This is a genomic window from Alicyclobacillus sp. CIJ1, from assembly GCF_057538885.1.
Map to the genome: position 1 here is coordinate 105780 of NZ_BAAJPH010000068.1, position 17887 is coordinate 123666.

At 65.5% G+C, this 17887-nt stretch carries 18 protein-coding genes and 2 tRNA genes; 14 read left to right on the plus strand and 6 right to left on the minus strand.

Annotation, left to right across the window (positions count from 1 at the left end; genetic code table 11):
- Positions 1–3: 3 nt before the first annotated feature.
- Complete coding sequence (locus AC27E8_RS06055; RefSeq protein ID WP_067849300.1) at positions 4–831, minus strand: carbohydrate ABC transporter permease; 828 nt, start codon at positions 829–831, stop codon at positions 4–6.
- The gene (locus tag AC27E8_RS06060; RefSeq protein ID WP_487097305.1) at positions 828–1763 is read right to left on the minus strand and encodes a carbohydrate ABC transporter permease; all 936 of its coding nucleotides are present in this window, start codon (positions 1761–1763) and stop codon (positions 828–830) included. The genes AC27E8_RS06055 and AC27E8_RS06060 overlap by 4 nt, the downstream gene beginning before the upstream one ends.
- Positions 1764–1955: 192 nt before the next feature.
- Between AC27E8_RS06060 and AC27E8_RS06065 the strand changes: the two genes are divergently transcribed.
- Positions 1956–3197 carry an aminopeptidase gene (locus AC27E8_RS06065; protein WP_487097303.1) on the plus strand — a complete coding sequence of 414 codons (1242 nt, stop codon included), beginning with the start codon at positions 1956–1958 and terminating at the stop codon, positions 3195–3197.
- Between the two features lie 30 nt (positions 3198–3227).
- Positions 3228–4844 carry a gamma-glutamyltransferase family protein gene (locus AC27E8_RS06070; RefSeq protein ID WP_487097301.1) on the plus strand — a complete coding sequence of 539 codons (1617 nt, stop codon included), beginning with the start codon at positions 3228–3230 and terminating at the stop codon, positions 4842–4844.
- A 57-nt stretch (positions 4845–4901) separates the two neighbouring features.
- On the opposite strand, the gene pcp is transcribed toward AC27E8_RS06070, so the two are convergent.
- Complete coding sequence (gene pcp, locus AC27E8_RS06075; RefSeq protein ID WP_487097299.1) at positions 4902–5540, minus strand: pyroglutamyl-peptidase I; 639 nt, start codon at positions 5538–5540, stop codon at positions 4902–4904.
- 181 nt (positions 5541–5721) lie between these two features.
- Between pcp and AC27E8_RS06080 the strand changes: the two genes are divergently transcribed.
- The 6 genes from AC27E8_RS06080 to AC27E8_RS06105 all read left to right on the plus strand — a co-directional run bounded on the left by AC27E8_RS06080 (position 5722) and on the right by AC27E8_RS06105 (position 14120).
- On the plus strand, positions 5722–6330 hold the full coding sequence (locus tag AC27E8_RS06080) for a TetR/AcrR family transcriptional regulator (RefSeq protein WP_487097297.1): 609 nt from the start codon (positions 5722–5724) through the stop codon (positions 6328–6330).
- 5 nt (positions 6331–6335) lie between these two features.
- On the plus strand, positions 6336–8693 hold the full coding sequence (locus AC27E8_RS06085) for a YhgE/Pip family protein (RefSeq protein ID WP_487097296.1): 2358 nt from the start codon (positions 6336–6338) through the stop codon (positions 8691–8693).
- A 134-nt stretch (positions 8694–8827) separates the two neighbouring features.
- Positions 8828–11185, plus strand: coding sequence for an RNA polymerase recycling motor HelD (gene helD / locus AC27E8_RS06090; RefSeq protein WP_487097294.1), 2358 nt, complete (start codon positions 8828–8830; stop codon positions 11183–11185).
- Positions 11182–11805 carry a histidine phosphatase family protein gene (locus tag AC27E8_RS06095; protein WP_487097292.1) on the plus strand — a complete coding sequence of 208 codons (624 nt, stop codon included), beginning with the start codon at positions 11182–11184 and terminating at the stop codon, positions 11803–11805. Before helD ends, AC27E8_RS06095 begins: the two co-directional genes overlap by 4 nt.
- Positions 11806–11878: 73 nt before the next feature.
- Positions 11879–13153, plus strand: coding sequence for a glucose-6-phosphate isomerase (locus tag AC27E8_RS06100; RefSeq protein WP_487097291.1), 1275 nt, complete (start codon positions 11879–11881; stop codon positions 13151–13153).
- Positions 13154–13178: 25 nt separating this feature from the next.
- A complete protein-coding gene (locus tag AC27E8_RS06105; protein ID WP_487097289.1) occupies positions 13179–14120 on the plus strand; it encodes an ROK family protein in 942 nt (313 codons plus the stop codon).
- 47 nt (positions 14121–14167) lie between these two features.
- Here AC27E8_RS06105 and AC27E8_RS06110 read toward each other — a convergent pair whose 3' ends face one another.
- Positions 14168–14407, minus strand: a complete 240-nt coding sequence (locus AC27E8_RS06110) for a YkuS family protein (protein WP_014463003.1) — start codon at positions 14405–14407, stop codon at positions 14168–14170.
- Positions 14408–14505: 98 nt separating this feature from the next.
- Here AC27E8_RS06110 and AC27E8_RS06115 point away from each other — a divergent pair, with 98 nt between their 5' ends.
- The 5 genes from AC27E8_RS06115 to AC27E8_RS06135 all read left to right on the plus strand — a co-directional run bounded on the left by AC27E8_RS06115 (position 14506) and on the right by AC27E8_RS06135 (position 15789).
- Complete coding sequence (locus tag AC27E8_RS06115) at positions 14506–14835, plus strand: hypothetical protein (protein WP_487097288.1); 330 nt, start codon at positions 14506–14508, stop codon at positions 14833–14835.
- A gap of 137 nt (positions 14836–14972) precedes the next feature.
- A complete protein-coding gene (locus AC27E8_RS06120; RefSeq protein ID WP_487097286.1) occupies positions 14973–15287 on the plus strand; it encodes a hypothetical protein in 315 nt (104 codons plus the stop codon).
- Positions 15288–15346: 59 nt separating this feature from the next.
- Positions 15347–15568 (plus strand): hypothetical protein, encoded by a 222-nt coding sequence (locus AC27E8_RS06125; protein WP_148260080.1) that lies wholly within the window; start codon positions 15347–15349, stop codon positions 15566–15568.
- A 65-nt stretch (positions 15569–15633) separates the two neighbouring features.
- A tRNA-Met gene (locus tag AC27E8_RS06130) sits at positions 15634–15709 on the plus strand.
- Positions 15710–15712: 3 nt separating this feature from the next.
- Positions 15713–15789: transfer RNA gene (locus tag AC27E8_RS06135), tRNA-Asp, on the plus strand.
- Positions 15790–15800: 11 nt separating this feature from the next.
- Here AC27E8_RS06135 and AC27E8_RS06140 read toward each other — a convergent pair.
- Complete coding sequence (locus AC27E8_RS06140; RefSeq protein ID WP_487097284.1) at positions 15801–16010, minus strand: hypothetical protein; 210 nt, start codon at positions 16008–16010, stop codon at positions 15801–15803.
- A 304-nt stretch (positions 16011–16314) separates the two neighbouring features.
- Here AC27E8_RS06140 and AC27E8_RS06145 point away from each other — a divergent pair, with 304 nt between their 5' ends.
- On the plus strand, positions 16315–16938 hold the full coding sequence (locus AC27E8_RS06145; RefSeq protein ID WP_487097282.1) for a TetR/AcrR family transcriptional regulator: 624 nt from the start codon (positions 16315–16317) through the stop codon (positions 16936–16938).
- A gap of 359 nt (positions 16939–17297) precedes the next feature.
- Here AC27E8_RS06145 and AC27E8_RS06150 read toward each other — a convergent pair whose 3' ends face one another.
- Positions 17298–17840 carry a 1,2-dihydroxy-3-keto-5-methylthiopentene dioxygenase gene (locus AC27E8_RS06150; RefSeq protein ID WP_041695585.1) on the minus strand — a complete coding sequence of 181 codons (543 nt, stop codon included), beginning with the start codon at positions 17838–17840 and terminating at the stop codon, positions 17298–17300.
- Positions 17841–17887: the final 47 nt, after the last annotated feature.

The following is a 17887-nucleotide window of genomic DNA, read 5'->3' on the forward strand; positions in this document are numbered from 1 at the left end:
TGTTTATCCCTTCACGGCCGTCTGGGCCACGCCCTGGACGAAGTAGCGCTGGCCGATGAGGAACAGGATGACGACGGGCGCGATGGCGAAGATGTCAAAGGCCATCGCGTAGTTCCACTGCAGGGTTTGACCCGCGTCCTGCGTCAGGAAGTACGACAGGGCGACGGGCACCACGCGCATGTTGGTGGAGTTGGTGGCCACGAGCGGCCAGAACAGGCTGTTGTAGTGGTAGACAAAATTGAGCAACACGAGCGTCACGATGGTCGGCTTGTTGTTCGGCAGGACGATGCGCGTCAAAATCCACCACTCGCTCGCGCCGTCCACCCGCGCGGCGTCGACGATGTCCCGCGGCAGCGTCAGAAAGCCTTGGCGCATGAGGAAGATGCCGAAGGCCGATCCGGCGTACGGCAGGATGAGCGCGCCGTACGTGTTGATGAGATGCATCGCGGACAGCATGGTGTAGACGGGGACGAACGTCGCCTGCATGGGCACCATCATGGCCACGAGCACAGCAAAGAACAGCCAGCGCTTGCCGCGGAGCGGGATGAAGACGAGCGCGTACGCGGCGAGCGAGGACGTGATCACCTGCAGCGCGACGATGGCGCCGTTGGTGAACACGCTGTTCCACAGGTACAGGAGGAACGGCTGGGCGCGCCACGCAGCGGCGAAGTTGCTCCACGCGGGGTGCGCGGGCCAGAGCGCCGAAGACAAGAGACTGCTCGTCGGCATGAGCGACGTGCGGATCATCCAGTACACGGGCGCCAGGCAGAGCAAGGCCGCGATGGTCAGCAGCGCGTACGAGACGCCCTTCAACAGGGGGTTCGCCCTCACGATTCCTCCACCACCCATCTGCGGCTCAAGCGCATCTGCAGGTATGAGAGGCACGCGAGCACGAGGATGAGAATGACGCTTGCCGCAGAAGACTCCCCGATGTTGAACGCTTGAAAGCCTTTCTCGAAGATGTAGTAGGCAAACGTGGTGGTCGCGCCGTCTGGACCGCCTCCGGTCATGACGTACACCTGATCGAAGGTCTGGAACGTCTGGATGAGGCAGATGACGGCGGCGAAAAACAGGCTTGGCCCGAGCGCGCGCAGCGTCACGTGGCGAAACACCTGCCAGCGCCCGCCGCCGTCCACCTGGCACGCTTCCGTCAGGGACGTCGGCACGCTCTGCAGCCCTGCGAGGAAGATGATGGCGTAATAGCCGGTGAACTGCCATGCGGTGAGGATGAGCACCGACAGAAGCGCCGTCCGCCCTTGGCCGAGCCAGTTGACCGGCGACAGGCCGAGGCGCTGCAGGGCCAGATTCACCGGTCCTCCGTCCGTGGCGAAGAGAAGCGAGAAGATGAGGCCCGAACTCACGAGCGGAATCACGTACGGTCCGAAGACGGCCGCTCGGAATATCGCCCGCCCGCGAATGCGCTGGTTCAGGAGCACGGCGAGGATGAGCGCGGCGGGCAGCGACAGCGCCATCATGCCGACCGCCAGCCACACCGTGTTCGACGCCGCCTGCCAAAAGTCGGGCGCGGCGAGCAGGTGCGCGTAGTTGGCGAATCCGGCGAACACCGGTTGCGGGGTGTACAGCGTCGACTGGTAGAGGCTCAGGTACACCGCGTAGCCCATCGGCACAAAGACAAACGCGAGCAGAAAGAGGAGCGCGGGCGCCATCATCGCGACGCCGGTGAGTTGAAGCGACAACCGGCCACGCGCAAAGCGCCTCTCCTCGATGCGCTCTGCGATCACGGCTTCGGCGGCCTTGGCCACGATGGCCCTCCTTTCCCATGTGCGATGTTCAAGCGGATGGGTTTCAAAGCGAGTGTAAGCGTCGACTGTGAATCGCCTGCGAAGGAAGTGTGACCCTTGTGTGAAGCTCTCGTGAACTCGCGCGATTTGATATAGTGGGGGAGGAGCGTTCGTGCAGAATCACATCCATGGCTGACAAGGGGAGCGAACGACGTGATCGAACCATTGCGCAAATATGCAGAACTCATCGTGCGGGTGGGGGTGAATCTGCAGCCGGGCCAACCGCTCGTCATTGGCTTCGGATCGCGCCAGGTGTATCCGGACCAGGTGCCGTTTGCAAGGCTGCTCGCGCAGGCCGCCTACGACGCGGGCGCGAGCTACGTGCACATCGACTGGGGCGACGAGTGGTGGCTGCGCGAGACGGTCAAGCGCGCGGATCTCGCCATTCTGCGTCAGCGCGCCCAGTGGCAAGTCGAATGGGTGGAGCGCCTCGCGGAGATGGGCGCGGCGTACATCGCCATGCCGGCGAGCGATCCGGCGCTCTTCACGGGCATCCCGCGCGATCGCGTCGAGCAGGCGGAGCGGGCGGTGCGAGAGGCGTTCCGGCCGTTCGACAATGAGCGCACAAGCGACAAGTATCGCTGGACGCTCGCCTCGGCGCCGACGCAGGCCTGGGCCGACGCAGTGCACCCGGAGTTGCCGCGCGAGGAGCGATTCGAAGCCCTCTGGCGGGATATCCTGCAGGCGTCGCGGGCGACGGGCGAAGATCCCATCGCGGACTGGGAGCAGCACATCGCCAACCTGAAGCGCCGAGCGGCCTGGCTGAACGGCCTCAAGATTCACGCGCTGCATTATCGGGCGCCCGGCACGGATCTGACCATCGAGCTCGCGGAGGGCCACTACTTTGAGGCGGCCGGCCATCCCGACGTCAAGGGATTTCGCTTCGTCGCCAACATCCCGACGGAAGAGGTGTTCACGGCGCCCAAGAAGACCGGCGTGAACGGCACGGTTGCGAGCACCATGCCGCTCAATCACGGCGGATCGCTCATCGAAGGCATTCGCCTGCGCTTCGAAAACGGGCGCATTGTCGAGTACAGCGCGGAGAAGGGCGAGGAGGCGCTCAAGGCTATCATCGAGGCGGACGAGGGCAGCCACTACCTCGGCGAGGTGGCGCTCGTGCCGGTGGACTCGCCCATCGCGCAGATGAATCGCATCTTCTACAACACGTTGTTCGACGAAAACGCCAGCTGCCACCTGGCCATCGGCCGCGCGTATCCCCTCATCGAGGGCGGCCACCAGCTTGCGCATGAGGACTGGGAGGCGCACGGCCTGAACGACAGCCTCATGCACGTGGACTTCATGATTGGCTCGCCTCATCTCGACATCGACGCGGTGCTTCAGGACGGCCGCACGGTGCCCATCTTCCGCAGCGGGCGCTGGGCGAGCGAGGCGTAAGGCCGCTTGCGGCGGGGAGGGGGACGAGGGATGGCAAAGCCTCATTGGGATGCGACGACGTACGAGTTTGCTTCGCGGCGCACGGTCGTGTTCGCCAGGCGAGGGATGGTGGCGACGACGCAGCCGCTCGCCTCTGAGGCGGGGCTCGAGGTCCTGCGGCGCGGCGGCAACGCCATCGACGCGGTGGTGGCGGCTGCGGCTGCTCTCGCCATCGTGGAGCCGACCTCCAACGGCATCGGCAGCGACGCGTTCGCCATCGTTTGGAAAGACGGCAAGTTGTACGGCCTCAACGCCAGCGGCCACTCGCCCGAGCGGCTGACGCGGGAGGAGCTTGAGCGCCGCGGACTGCGCGAGCTACCGACGCACGGCTGGCTGCCCGTGACCGTGCCCGGCGCGCCGGCGGCGTGGGCGGCCCTCGTCGAGCGATTCGGCCGGCTGCCGCTCAAGGACGTGCTCGCGCCCGCCGCGGCGCTCGCCCGCGAAGGCTTTCCGGTGCAGCCGGTGACCGCGCGCAATTGGCGCCGCGCGATGGAGGCGCATCGAGGCCGGCTGACCGGTCCGGAGCACGAGCCGTTCTTCCGCCTCTTCGCCCCAGGCGGCGAAGTCCCCGGCCCCGGCGACCTTTTCCGCAACCCGGACGGCGCGCGCACGTTGGAAGCGATTGCATCGTCCGGCGGGCGCGCGTTGTACGAGGGCGAGATCGCAGATATCATCGACGCGTTTGCCCGCGAGACGGGAGGGCTTTTGTCCAAGGCCGATCTCGCCGCCTACAAGCCCGAGTGGGTCGATCCGCTCTCCGTGCGCTATCGGGATTTCGAGGTGTGGGAGTTGCCGCCGAACGGCCAGGGCATCGTGGCGCTGATGGCGCTCGGCGCGCTCGACGGCCTGGATCTCGCCAGCATGGACGAGGCGGATCGCGCACACGCGATGCTCGAGGCCATCAAGCTTTCGTTTGAGGTGGCGCTGCGCGAGGTGGCAGACCCCCGCTTTATGCGCGTGGCGCCCGCGTCGCTCGTGTCAAAGGACCACTTGGAGGCGCTTCGCGCGAAGATTGGAGCGGAGGCTCGATTGCCGGCCGTGGAACGTCCGTACTACGGGGGCACCGTGTATCTCTGCGCCGCGGACGGCGAGGGCAACATGGTGTCGTACATCCAGAGCAACTACATGGGCTTTGGCAGCGGCATCGTCGTCCCGGGGACCGGCGTTTCGTTGCAGAACCGCGGGCACAATTTTTCCATGGACCCGTCGCACCCGAACGCCCTCGGCCCCCGCAAGCGCCCGTACCACACCATCATCCCCGGCTTCCTCACGCGCGGGGGCGAGCCCGTCGGGCCGTTTGGCGTCATGGGCGGCTTCATGCAGCCGCAGGGCCACGTCCAGGTGCTCGTGCAGATGCTCGATCTCGCCCGCAACCCACAGTCGGCGCTCGACGCGCCGCGCTGGCAGTGGCTGCAGGGGAAGCGCGTGCTGGCGGAGGCGGCCTTGGGTGAGGACGTGATCGCTAAGCTGCGGGCGCGCGGCCACGAGGTCGAGGTGACAGACGACGGCACGCCTTTTGGCCGCGGGCAGGTCATCTGGCGCCTGCCAAACGGGGCCTTGGCAGGGGCGACCGAGCCTCGGGCGGATGGGGCGATTGCCGCGTGGTGATGCGCAGGGGCGCGGGTGGGGACTTGGAGGCGACTTCTGTCCCCAGCCTGCGTCCCGCTAGCACTTTGGCAAGCCCGCCGGCCCGAGCGCCGAGGCGACGACGGCGAGCGCCGTGCGGATGCCCGTGACAAGCGTCGCAAGCGGCAGGGACGGCGCCTGCTTGTGAAGCGCCTGCTCGGTCATGTAGGGCACGTGGATGAAGCCCCCGATGATACCTGGCGACTCCTCGGCGATGAAGTGCATCAGGCGGTAGAACGTGTCGTTGCACACGAACGTCCCCGCCGTGTTGGAGATGTGCGCGGGAACGCCGGCGCCGCACATGGCCTCCACCATGGCGCGAATCGGAAGCGTCGAGAAGTAGGCGGCGGGCCCGTCCGGCGCGATGGGTTCGTCGATGGGCTTCTGGCCCGCATTGTCCGGGATGCGCGCGTCCATGATATTGATGGCGATGCGCTCCGGGGTCACGTGCGTGCGGCCGCCCGCTTCGCCCAGGCAGACGACAGCGCGCGGCTTGACCTCTCGGATGGCACTCACGAGCTCCTCGCCGGCCCGACCGTACACCGTGGGCAGGCGCCGCGCGACAATTCGATAGTGGACGCCCACGGTCTCTCCAGCGAGCGATCTCGCCACCTCCCACGAAGGGTTGAGCGCCTCGCCCTGAAACGGCTCGAATCCTGTCACCAATATCGCGTCCATGGGCCTTCCCCCATCGCCGACCGATTTCCGCGGTGTCGCCGCGGTGTCCTACGCTAAACTGTTCGCGCTTGTGTCGAGGAAATCCTGTCGGCTCAGGGAATGCGTCGCGCTTGCAATGACCAAATGACCAAATTAGAATTTTGGTCAGAGCGCCACAGCGCGCAGAAAGCGAGGGATGACCATGCGGGATCGCATCGAGGAGGCGGCCAAGCGCGCGTTCTCCGAATTTGGCTACAAGGGCACGACCATGGATCAGATTGCCCGGCTCGCGGGTGTGAGCAAGGGGGCCATTTATCTCCACTTCCCGAGCAAGGAAGCGCTGTTTCAACACATGCTGCGCGGGGTCATCGCGCAGGTGCGAGACGCGTTCGAGTCGGCCCAGGTGGAAGGCGACGATTACTTTCGCAATCTCGAGCGCGGCCTGCGCGCGCTCATGCGGTTTCGCGCCGATCACGCCATGCTCTCGAAGCTCGTCCAGGAGGTCCGGCAGTTTGGGACAGCGGAGGCGCGCGCGGGGCTCCGGGAGCTTGAGACCGCCATCCTGGATTATCTCGCGCGCCACCTGAAGCGTGGCGTGGATCTCGGCGTGGTGCGGCCGTGCCGGCTGGACCTCGTGGCGTTCGTCCTGTTGCGCGCGTACACGGCGGTGTTGCGCGACTTTCCGTCTGCGGAAGGTGCGCTCTCGGACGAGGAGCTGTACGAGCTTTTCGCGGGCCTGTTTGTCGATGGCCTGCGCCTGAGGCCCGGCGAGGGCGAGCCCGGGAACGCGCAGACTGCGCAGGAGAGGTGAGGCGGATGGCCACTGCTTCCGAAGTCACAGCGCGGGGCCATGTCTTTCAGGAATTCGCGAGGCTGAGAACACCCAAGATGATGGTGCAAGCCGCCGGGATCGCCCTCATCCCGGTGTTGTACGCGGGCGCGTTTCTCTGGTCGTTCTGGAATCCCTACGGCCATCTCGACCGCCTGCCGGTGGCCGTGATCAACGAGGATGCGGGCGCCTCGTTTCACGGCGAGCGGTTGAACGCGGGGCGAGACCTCGTCGAGAAGCTGAAAAGCGATCACAGCCTCGGCTGGCACTTCGTGACGCCGGCCGAGGCCTCGGCCGGGATGGCGGACGGGGCGTACGCGATGGAAATCGTCATCCCGCGCGACTTTTCCAAGCGCGCCGTGAATCGCGCCGAGCATACAGGCGCGCCTGCGCCGGAGATCACGAGCGTCACGAATGATCGCTACAACTACATCGCGGGCGTGATCGGGCGGAACGCGGCGGTGAAGCTCGCGTCGGAGACGGCGCTGGGGCTTGCGAAGTCCTACACGGCATCGCTCGTCGATGCGCTGGAAAGCTCGGGCACGGGGCTTCACAAGGCGGCGAAGGCCGCGGAAGCGCTCGCCTCCGGCGGGCAAGAGCTTGAGGCGAAAGGCGAGTTGCTCGTGAGAGGAGCGTCCCAGTTGGCTGCGGGCGCGAATCGCCTGGAAGGTGGACTTGATCAGGCGTCTCAGGGCGCGGGGGCGCTGGCGCAAGGTGCGTCGCAGGCCGTGTCCGGTGCGGACCACTTGAACGCGGGCCTTTCGCGGCTGAACCAAGGCGCCGAGGCGCTCGCGCAGGGCGCTTCATCTTGGGCCAACCAAGCGCGGGCCTTCGGCGAGGCAGGGGGCAAGCTGGGCGAGGCGGCTCAAGGGGTCGGGCAGGGGGCGTCCCAGCTGGCTGTGGGCGCGGGCAAGCTGACGACCAGCTTGAGCCAGTTGGATACCGGCGCGTCGCATCTCGCGTCTGGCGCCGAGGCGCTCGCGCAAAACGCGTCCCAGTTCGCACAGGCCGCAAATCAGACCGCGGCGGGATCGCAGCAAGTGGCGTCCGGCGCAAAACAGTTGGCGGAAGGGCTTCAGCAGTTGGCGAAGGCCAATCCTGCGCTCGCCGAGACACCTGCGTTTCAGTCGCTCCTCGCGACGAGCGCAGAGGTGGCGCAGGGCGCCTCGCAGACCGCATCCGCCAACGAAGAGCTCGCCGCGGGCGCGGCAGGTCTTTCGCAGGGGGCTTCGCAGGTGGCGTCTGGCGCATCGTCGCTTGCGTCTGGGCTGACGCAGGCGGAAGCCGGCGCGGCCCCGCTGCAACAGGGGCTTCAGCGGTTGGCGCAGGGCGCAAGCGGCGTGGCGCAAGGAGGCGCACGGTTGGCGGCGGCGTCCGGCCAACTCGCCACAGGCGCCAGCCAAATCGCGCAAGGCGCGAAGGGCCTTGCGGCGGGCAGCGGTGCGGCGCAACAGGCATCGTCCTCTCTACGCGGCGGGTTGGCGCAGCTTCAGGCCGGTGCCGCCAAGCTCGCGGAGGGAAACCACGCCCTCGCCGGAGGCGCGGCCTCGCTCGCAGGCGGCGCCGAAAAGCTTGCAAACGGCCTCGGCGCCTATCAGGCGGGCGTGGGCAAGCTTGCGAGCGGTGCCGCCGATCTCGCCTCGAATCTCACAAGCGGCGTGTCCAAGCTGCAGGCGCTCGACGGCAGCGCGGTGATGACCGCCGTGGCGCACCCGGTTTCCCTGCACCAGGTGGAGCTCGGCGACATTCAGACGTACGGGAACGGCTTGGCCCCGTATTTTCTATCGCTCGGGCTGTACGTTGGCGTGCTGATGATGAGCGTTGTCTTTCCATTTCGCCAGCCTTACGGCGAACCGAAAAACGGCGTCGCGTGGTTCTTCTCCAAGTGGCTGCTCGTCGTCGCCATTGCGTGGGCGCAGGCGCTCATCGCCGACGCTGTCGTGCTCGGCCTCGTCGGGGTGCACACGGCGCATCCAGTCGAATTTGTGCTGTTTTCGCTCCTCGCGAGCACGACTTTTGCGTCCATCCTGCTCGCGCTGGTGGCGCTGCTCGACAATCCCGGCCGCTTCCTCGGCGTGGTGCTGCTCATTCTGCAGCTCACGTCGACGTCGGGGACCTACCCGGTGAGCCTGTCGCCCCGCTTCTTCCAGGCGGTGGGGCCCTGGCTGCCCATGTACGCCACCGTGAGCGGATTCCGCTATCTCATCGGCGGCGGCGATCCGTCCCTGATGGCGCGCGATCTCGCGGAGCTCGCCATCTACACAGTGGCGTTTATCGTCATCGGCGTGGTCATTTTCGCGGGTTTCTTCCGCCGCCTTGGGCGCGCGGAGCCCAAAACGGTGTAAACTGATACGGAGAACTCCATCGAGGCGCTCCCCCGCTCCTGACGGGAGCGCCTCCGTCTGTTGAGACGGCGTCGCGCGGACCGCGAAGGTCGTCGCGCCGTTCGCAGAGCGCCACGCCGAAGGAGGAACATCGCATGGAAGGACAACCATCCGCACGCCACCCCGACTGGGAGTCGGAACAAGCTTACGTCGATCGCGTCGTGGCCGCCATGCGCGCCAAGCTCGCGGAGCTTGAAGGCGTCTTGCGCGGCGTGCGCGGCGAGATCGTCGAATTTCGCCGGCACTTTTGGGACGACGTCACCATCAACCTGAGTACCTTGGACGATCTCGTCGAAACCCACTTCGCCATCCGCCAGCAGGCAGAAGTCCTCGGTGAACGGGAGCGGCGTTATCAGCAGGCGGCGAAGACAAAGCGCACGCTGGAACGCCAGATTTCGTCGCCGTTTTTCGCGCGGATCGACTTTCGATATGAGGGCGAGCGCGAAGCCGAGCCCATCTACATCGGGATTGCGTCGTTTCGCGACGAGCGCGATCACACGTTCCTCGTGCACGACTGGCGCGCGCCCATCTCGAGCGTCTACTACGACGCGCTGCCGGGGCCGGCGTCGTTCAAGGCGCCGGCCGGGATAGTGCGGGGCGAGCTCAAGCTTAAGCGCCAGTTCGTCATCCGCGGCGGCACCATCCTGGCCATGTTCGACGCAGGGCTGACCATCGGGGACGAGCTCCTGATGTATGCCCTGTCGCGCCGCTCGGACGCGCAGATGCACAACATCGTCGCGACCATCCAGCGCCAACAGAACGTCGTGATCCGCGACGACGAGTCGCCGGCGCTCCTTGTCACCGGCGCGGCCGGCAGCGGCAAGACGTCGGCCGCTCTCCAGCGCGCAGCGTACCTTTTGTACAAGCACCGGGGCGATCTCGACGCGCGCCAGATGCTCTTTTTCTCGCCGAATCCGCTTTTTATGTCGTACATCTCGAACGTGCTGCCCGAGCTCGGCGAGGACAACATCGAACAGGCGACATTCTACGACTATCTCTGCGCCAGGCTTCAGGACGAGTTCGTCGTCGAAGATCCCTTCGATCAAATGGAGCGCCTGCTCGAGGCGGGCGAGGACAGCCGCATGGCGAGGGCCGTGCGGTACAAGGCGTCGAAGGCCTTTGCGGACGAGATGGACCGCTACGTCGCCGGCCTCGCGCCGCAGATGCGCTTCCACCCCATTCTGGTGGAGGGACGCGTCATCGCGACGGCGACCGACGTCAAGGCGGCGTTCGACAGGACGGATCCAAGGCTTCGCCTCCCGCTTCGCGTCGATCTCGTCAAGGAGGAGCTCTTGCATCGCCTGCGCCAGTTCGAGCGCGACGAGGCGCTTTCCGACTGGGTGCAGAAAGCCGTGGACGGGCTGCCGGACGAGGCGTACCGGCGCGCGGAGCGCACGGCAGCCAAGCGCAAGCGCGAGCGCCCGGAACTGGACGAGCAGGAGGAGGCGCGCCGGCTGCTCGGACGCGAGGTGCTTCGCCGGATGCTTCGGCCCGTGCGCCGCTTCGTGGAGACGCTTCGCTTCGTGGACACGGCGGGGATGTACCGCGCCTGGTTCGAACAGGCGGCGTCGAAACCGCCCGAGGGCTTTCATCCGGACGATTGGGCTCAGATCTGCCGCCAGACCGTGCGCGAGATGGACGAGGGCACGCTCTGGTACGAGGACGCGACGCCGTACCTGTATATGAAGGAGCAGATCCTCGGCCGCGCGGTGAGCGCGCCCATCCGGCACGTGTTGGTGGACGAGGTGCAGGACTACTCCGTGCTTCAGTTGCGCCTCATCCGCAGCCTCTTCCCCTACAGCCGCATCACCATGCTTGGCGATCCCGAGCAGCTCGTGTCGCCTCATCTTCCCGGTATCCTCGAGGAGGACGAGATGGCGCGGCTCTTCCCCGGGCTTGTCCGGGTGGCGTTTGGGCAGAGCTATCGCTCGACGAAGCAGATTGTGCTCTTTACGCGCGGCATGGCGCAAAAGGGCGCGGAGATTCAGCCGTTCGATCGCGACGGCGCGCTGCCGCAGCTGGCGGAGGTGTCCGGCGAGGCGCAGCAGGCGGGCGTGATCGCGCGGTGGCTCGGCGAGTTTGCGGATGCGGGGTATCAGACGACGGCGGTGCTGACCAAGACGCAGGCCGAGGCGGAGCGGCTGGCGAAAGCGCTGGAGCGGCTCGGCGTGAAGCTTCGGCGCCTCGACAAGCGCGCAGTGAGCCTCGAGCCAGGCGTCGTGGTGGCGCCGGTGTATCTGGCGAAGGGCGTCGAGTTCGACGGCGTCATCGTCGCCAACGCGTCGCGGGAACAGTACCAAACGGCGTTCGACCGGCAGCTTTTGTATACGGCCTGCACGCGCGCGATGCATGATCTGCGCATGGTGTCCGTGGGCGAGGCGAGCCCGTGGATCCTCTCGCAGCCCGCAGAAACCTATGAGCGCGTGGACGCAGCAGAGGTGAACGCCACGTGAAGATCTACTTGTTCCGCCACGGGCAGACCGTGTATAACGCGGACGGCGAGCGGTTCTGCGGTACTTCCGACGTGGGACTGACCGCGCTCGGATGGCAGCAGGCCCGCCGCGCCGCGCGGCTCATCCGCGGCGTCCGCCCGGCCGCTATCATCCACTCCGGCCTGCGCCGATCGCTCGAGACCGCAACGGCCATCCGCGAGTCGCTGGAGGGGGCCGAGGACTGCCCGCTTGTTGCCCACGAGGGCTTTCGCGAGGTCGGGTTTGGCGCCTGGGAGGGGTTGACGCGGGCCGAGGTGCATCGGCTGTACCCGGAACTGTACGCCGAGTGGCTCGCACACCCGGAGGAGGCGCGCATTCCCGGCGGGGACAACTTGTACGAGCGCCAACAGGAGGCCGTCGACGCCTTTTTGGACGTCGTGGCGCGCTATCGCGAGGGCGATCTCGTCATCGTCGCCCACAACACGCTCAACCGGCTGCTCATCCTCGGCCTTTTGGGGCTCGACGCGCGCCACTATCGGCGCATTGTCCAGGAGAACGCCTGCCTCAACATCCTGGAGTATCGCGAGGAGGAGGGCGTGCGGCTGCACGCGCTCAACCGAGTGCCGGAGCGGGACGAATAGGCGGCGCGGAATGGTTTGTCCGCGCGTTGTGGTAAGATACTTTCGGAGATTCGCGACGCTAGGAGGGGAAGACGTGATCGAACTATCCCTGGAGAAAGCGAGAAGATGGTTCACGGAGGAACACGAGGCGCGGCTTGCGCCTTTGGCGGAGTTCGCGCTCGGAGAGTTGAATAACCCGAATCGCGACGCCTTCGGGAAAGGGTGGATCGACTGGCCGGCGGCGGATCATAGCGCGCTGTACCGCGATGTGGACGCCATTGCGGCGGACTTTTGCGCAAAGTCGAATGCGACGGTGGTCATTGGCATTGGCGGGTCGTACCTGGGCGCGCAGTCGGCCCTGTCCATGGCGAAGCCCGCGTTCACGGGCGAGGGCGAGCACGAGGTGATCTTCGCGGGCCAACAGCTCAGCCCGACGTATCACGCGCACCTGCTCCAGTACCTCGACAAGCGGGAGGTCACGCTGGTCGTGGTGTCGAAGTCGGGCACGACGCTCGAGCCTTCCGCGGTCTTCCACACGTTTCGCGAATACCTGGAGAAGCGGTACGGCGCCGAGGAGGCCAATCGGCGCATCTGCGCCATCACGGACGCCGAGAAGGGCAGTCTGCGCCAGTTCGCGGACGAGCGGAAGTACGTGACCCTGCCCATTCCGGATGACATCGGCGGGCGGTACTCGGTGCTCACCGCGGTCGGGCTATTGCCGATGGCGCTGGCCGGGATCGACTACAAGCGCGTGATGCAGGGCGCGGCGCGCATGCGCGAGGAGCTCTCGAAGCTCAAGGTGGCGGATCACCCGGCGGTGAAGTACGCGCTTGCGCGCCACGTGCTGTATCAGCAGGGCTTCGTGGCGGAAGCGCTTGTCACGTACGAGCCGCGCGCCGCAGATTTCGCCGGCTGGTGGCAGCAGTTGTTCGGCGAGAGCCAGGGCAAGGACGGCACGGGCCTTTTTCCCACGATGCTGCGGTACACGACGGATCTTCACTCTATGGGGCAATACGTCCAAGACGCGCGCAAGATCCTCGTGGAGACGGTGCTCGACGTCCATTTCTCGGACGAGCCGGAGCTCGTGGTGCCGGACGGCCTCGACGAGAAGAACGCGTATCTCAACGGCGTCTCGTTCTCGCGGCTGCAGGAGGTGGCCGTGGAGTCCGTGATGGTGGCCCACAGCGAGGCCGGCGTCCCCAACATCCTGATTCGGGCGAAGGGCGATCCGGAGTCGCTCTACGGCGAACTCGTGTACTTCTTTGAAGTCGCCTGCGCGGTCGGGGGATACCTCATGGGCACCAACCCGTTCGATCAGCCGGGCGTCGAGGCATACAAGAACGAGATGCGATCGCGCCTGAAGGCGTAAGGGACTAGAGGAGAAGGGGCAACGGATGGAACAGAAGCTTGCGCTTGGCATCGATATTGGCGGCACAAACGTGAAATTGGCCATCGTGCGAAGCGATGGCCGCGTGTTGGCGGACAAGTCCATCCCCACGGCCCCCGAGCGGGGGCCGGAGGCCTTCTCCCGCACGGTCGGCGCAGAGGCTCGTGCCATGGCGGACGAGGCGTCCGTGGCGTGGGACTCCGTCGTGGGCGCGGGCGTGGGCATGGCGGGCTTCCTGGACGTGGAGCGCGGATGGGTGGAGGAAGCGGTCAACCTGCATTGGCGAGACGTCCCCCTAGCGGATCTGCTCCAGGCGTCGCTAGACAAACCTGTCCGCGTGGACAACGACGCAAACGTCGCGGCGCTCGGCGAAGTGTGGCTCGGCGCGGGGCAGAACGCGCACACCGCCCTCTGCGTGACGCTCGGCACCGGTGTCGGCGGCGGCATCGTCATTGGCGGGCGCATTCACCGCGGTGCATCGACCATGGCGGGTGAAATCGGTCACATCATGGTGAAAAACGACGGGGAACTGTGCAACTGCGGCCACCGCGGCTGCCTGGAGACCCTCGCCTCGGCCACCGCGCTCGTGCGCCACGCTGTGGCGGCGGGCATCAAGAGCCCGGACGGCGGAGAGCTCACCGCGAAAGACGTCTTTGCGCTGGCAGCAGAGGGCCATCCGGCCGCGCGCGCGGTGGTGGACGACATGATTCATTGGCTTGCGGTCGGGCTGGCGATTGTTGCCAACATCCTGAACCCGGACGTCATCGTCGTCGCGGGCGGGCTCGTGAACGCGGGAGATCAGCTGATGGCGCCGCTCCGCGAGGCATTTCAACGTGAGGCGCTGGCCCGCGTTGCGCGCGCGTGCAGATTGGTTCCGGCGAAACTCGGGGATCAGGCGGGCGTCCTGGGCGCCGCCCGGCTCGTGTTGCAGGATATCGAAAGCCTGTGAGGCAGGCGGTTTCCCCTGCCTCACGTTTGGGCCAACGTCGCGCGAAGTCAGCGGAGGTAATCCTTGACGCGATCGTACACGGCTTCAGGCGAAAGGCCGTCCGCGGAGATGACGGGGACCTGCTGGATGGCGCTCTGCATGCCCATGAGGTTCTTGTCGAGCCCCGTGATCACGACGGCGCCGACCGACGGCTCCATGTGGGAGGACATGTCGACCACCTGACAGCCTTGGCGTTGAAGGTACTCTTTGACCGGCGTCAGACCAGGTTCCACAGCCACGGCTTTCATGAAGCATCCCTCCTTGGGCGTTCGTTCACGGCATAGTGTTTGAGGGCGGCTCGAAAATATGCGGGCGGGGTATTTCCTTGGAAGGAGGTGTCACCCAAGTGGGACACGTGCACATGATCTTCGGCGTCATCCTCATCATTCTGGCCATCCTGGCGACGGCGTGGGAAATTGCGACGCAACGCGGGCTGCCTCGAGCGCTGCGCGGTGTCGTCATCGGACTCTTTGACCTGCAGGTGTTGCTCGGCATCATCACGTGGATTGTGCGTAGGCCGAACTGGTCGTTCGTGTTTCACCCCATCATCATGATTGTGGCGGTCATCATCCTGCACGTGATGACGTCGCCGTCAGCGCCGAGGTCTCGCCGGTTGACCGGGTGGGTGGTCGCCACGGTGCTGTTCATCATCGGCGCGGCGATTTACCATCACTGAGGGTCTTGGCCGGAAAGTGGATGGCAGTTCGCGGCCATGCGATCCCGAGAGGGAACAATCACCAGCAGACAATCGGTTCAGATCTTTGTAAAATCGATAGAGAATGGAGATTGGCTTGCCGACAAGGGGCTTGACGCATGGCCGACCGACTGCAGTTGCAAATCCGATACCCGGAACAAGGGCTCACCGAGCGCGAGCGACAGCTCGTCGTCTGTCTGGTTCAGCGCATCTGCGTGCACCATCTTCAGCGGCGGCGAGATCGCTCGGTTCACATTCGGCCAGCGAATGTGGATTCCATCCATCTACTCGTGAATCAGGTGATTGAAGTGGACCCGGCTTTGGCCGAAGACGAGCGCGGCGAGATCCTGCGGGCGCTCGTGGAAGACGTGAATCACACGCTGGCGCTCTGCGACATCCGCGGTGACGACATTGTGCGCGTGCACCTGGCGTAGCCAGCCAAACTGGCGCGGAGGGGCGGGCTGGAGTACAATCGGGATGGGGAGTGAGTGTGGTGAAACTTCACATCTCGACGTTTCAGATGCCGGACGGCATGTACCTGGCGACATGCGCAGAGATCCCTATGTGCCGGGCACTGCGGCAAAACAAGGGGCACGCGGTACAGGACGTGAAGCAGCAGATCCGGCGCTTTCTCGCGGAGCGGCAGGCGGAGAATCGCCCGTTTGAGCCGGAGCCGCTGTTGGAAATCGAAATGGAGGCGCCGAATGGCGCTTGACGAGAAGGGCATGCTGTGTTATAGTCTAAAGCGTTCGCCGCGTTAGACGAACGGCAAAGCAACCTCGCGGGGTGGAGCAGTTGGCAGCTCGTCGGGCTCATAACCCGAAGGTCGCAGGTTCGAGTCCTGCCCCCGCAACCAGATGGAGCCGTGGTGTAGAGGCCTAACATGCCTGCCTGTCACGCAGGAGATCGCGGGTTCGAATCCCGTCGGCTCCGCCAACAAGGACCGCTCAAATGAGCGGTCCTTTTGCCTTGTATGAGGCAGCTTCGGGCGGGAGCGCATCGAGCGGGGGCATCTGCGTTTGAGCCGTCACGGGATGCGTGCGAAGTTCGCGGACAGTCCGGAGAATGGCAGCCCAATTCGCGGAGGAGATGCCGGTCGAATTGTAGAAGACGAGGATGGCGGGCGTGCCGGACGATGCGGGGAACGCATCCCGCACTCGGACGGCTGCCACCTGGCTGGGAGCCGAGGCGGGCAGAAGCGTGGAGCGGTTGATCTCCTCTTTGGACGCCGCGGGGAAGACCGCGGCGAGCAAGGTCGCGGCGAGGAGCCATGGGAGGATAGCCGCCGCGCGTCAGGTCCGGCTCCACGTTCGGACTTTCGGTTCGAATCGATGCAACATCGTCGACCTCCTTTCAGCGATGTCATAATTATATATACTGGATAGTTAATTTGTAAATGCGCTTTGCTCGACGTGCAAAATCCGATACCATCGAAGGCGATGTCGATGAGAAGGTGAGACCATGCGGAACGCGAGGAGCCGGCGACCTGGGCGCCCGCCCCAGGTGGAGATGGACGAGCCGACGGCTGAAAAAATTCTCCGCGCGGCTGCTGAGTGCTTCATGGATCAGGGATTCGCGGCGGTTTCGATGGACGACGTCGCCGAACGAGCTGGCGTCACGAAGGCTGTCGTGTATTACTACTATGGTTCCAAGACGGAGCTGTTTCAGCGCGCGATGATGGAGGTCATGCGCGCTTCCCGCGAGCGCACGCAGGCCGTTCTGCGCGAGGACGGACCCCTGCGCGAGCGGCTGCAGAAGCTCACGCGGACCCGCCTTGCCATTCCAGCGACGCTCGACATGAACCACATCCTTCGAGGCAGTCAACGCGCGCTTCGCCAGGATCAACTGGACGAGATGCACCGGGCGGAAGAGCAACTGGTGGAAGTCATCGCCCAAGCATTGCACGCGGAGATGGCAGAGCGGCGCTTGCGGCCGGTGGACGCCGTATTCGTGGCGAGATCGTACCTTGCGCTGCTCGGCATAGGACAGGCGGAATTGCGGCGCCGCGGCGGGGGACAAGCCGCCATCGACGAGATTGCGGCAGACATCGTGGATCTGCTCTGGCGCGGCATCGAACCGCGGTGAAGCGCGGGCGTGACGCGCGCCCATCTTGCCAAAACCGGGCGAACGTCTAGGCTGACGGGCGCTCCGCCACATACCGTATAGCGAACGCTCGCGAGAAGGAGGAGGATGTTCATGTACGGTGTGTTTGGTGGGTACACCCGTTGGGCGGTCGTGTTCCTGATCATCTTCGTGCTGTTCTTCCTGTTTGTCCCGGCTGCGCCGGTTGCGACGGCGTCCTGCTGAAAGGCGGAGCCGTCGGGGCGGCGGCTTGGCCGGGCCGCCGCCCGCCGCGCGGACGACCGGGTTGCGGACCGAGGTCCGTCACGGCTGCGTGGACATGAAAGAAGGCGGCCATGCCGGCCGCCCATGCATGCGCGCGATCACGCCTGTTGAAATGCGGGATCTTCGTACGGGTGCGCGACCCATCCCGCCGGATCGATGAACAGGCGGACAGCCACCACTTTGCGCTCGTCTGTGAGCGTGAAGAAGTGCGGGTTGCCCTCCGGCACCGAGATGACGTCACCGGCGCTAAGCACCACGTCGAAATAGCCCCCATCCTTGCCCTTGATGATGAAGATACCGCTCCCCGACACGATGGCGCGGACCTCGTCCTCGGTGTGCGTGTGCACCTGCTCGAACTTCTTCAAGAGTTCGTCCAGATTCGGCGTCGACTCCGACAGCGAAATGACGTCCCACTTCACGTAGCCGCGCTTGCGGGAGAGGTCCTGGATCTCCTCCTGCAGCGCCTGAAGAATCTCATCCTTCTCCGCATCCGAGAGATCGAACTTGCCCTTGAGCGCGTCCGGGAGCCTCCGATCCACATCCCAGTGATCGTAATAGACCTCATTGCGGTTCAGAAATTCGCGCACCTGGTCCTCGCCGTGGATCTCTTCGCCCGTGTTGCGAATCCGTACGTATGCCACCACGCCGACCTCCTTGTATGCTTCTCCATGTCCGCGGACATCCGCCG

Excerpts from the sequence above, each read along its gene's own strand:
- AC27E8_RS06070 (WP_487097301.1), top strand. The coding sequence starts at position 3,228 with ATGGCAAAGCCTCATTGGGATGCGACGACGTACGAGTTTGCTTCGCGG.
- pcp (WP_487097299.1), bottom strand. The coding sequence starts at position 5,540 with ATGGACGCGATATTGGTGACAGGATTCGAGCCGTTTCAGGGCGAGGCG.
- AC27E8_RS06080 (WP_487097297.1), top strand. The coding sequence starts at position 5,722 with ATGCGGGATCGCATCGAGGAGGCGGCCAAGCGCGCGTTCTCCGAATTT.
- AC27E8_RS06085 (WP_487097296.1), top strand. The coding sequence starts at position 6,336 with ATGGCCACTGCTTCCGAAGTCACAGCGCGGGGCCATGTCTTTCAGGAA.
- helD (WP_487097294.1), top strand. The coding sequence starts at position 8,828 with ATGGAAGGACAACCATCCGCACGCCACCCCGACTGGGAGTCGGAACAA.
- AC27E8_RS06105 (WP_487097289.1), top strand. The coding sequence starts at position 13,179 with ATGGAACAGAAGCTTGCGCTTGGCATCGATATTGGCGGCACAAACGTG.
- AC27E8_RS06110 (WP_014463003.1), bottom strand. The coding sequence starts at position 14,407 with ATGAAAGCCGTGGCTGTGGAACCTGGTCTGACGCCGGTCAAAGAGTAC.
- AC27E8_RS06120 (WP_487097286.1), top strand. The coding sequence starts at position 14,973 with ATGGCCGACCGACTGCAGTTGCAAATCCGATACCCGGAACAAGGGCTC.
- AC27E8_RS06145 (WP_487097282.1), top strand. The coding sequence starts at position 16,315 with ATGCGGAACGCGAGGAGCCGGCGACCTGGGCGCCCGCCCCAGGTGGAG.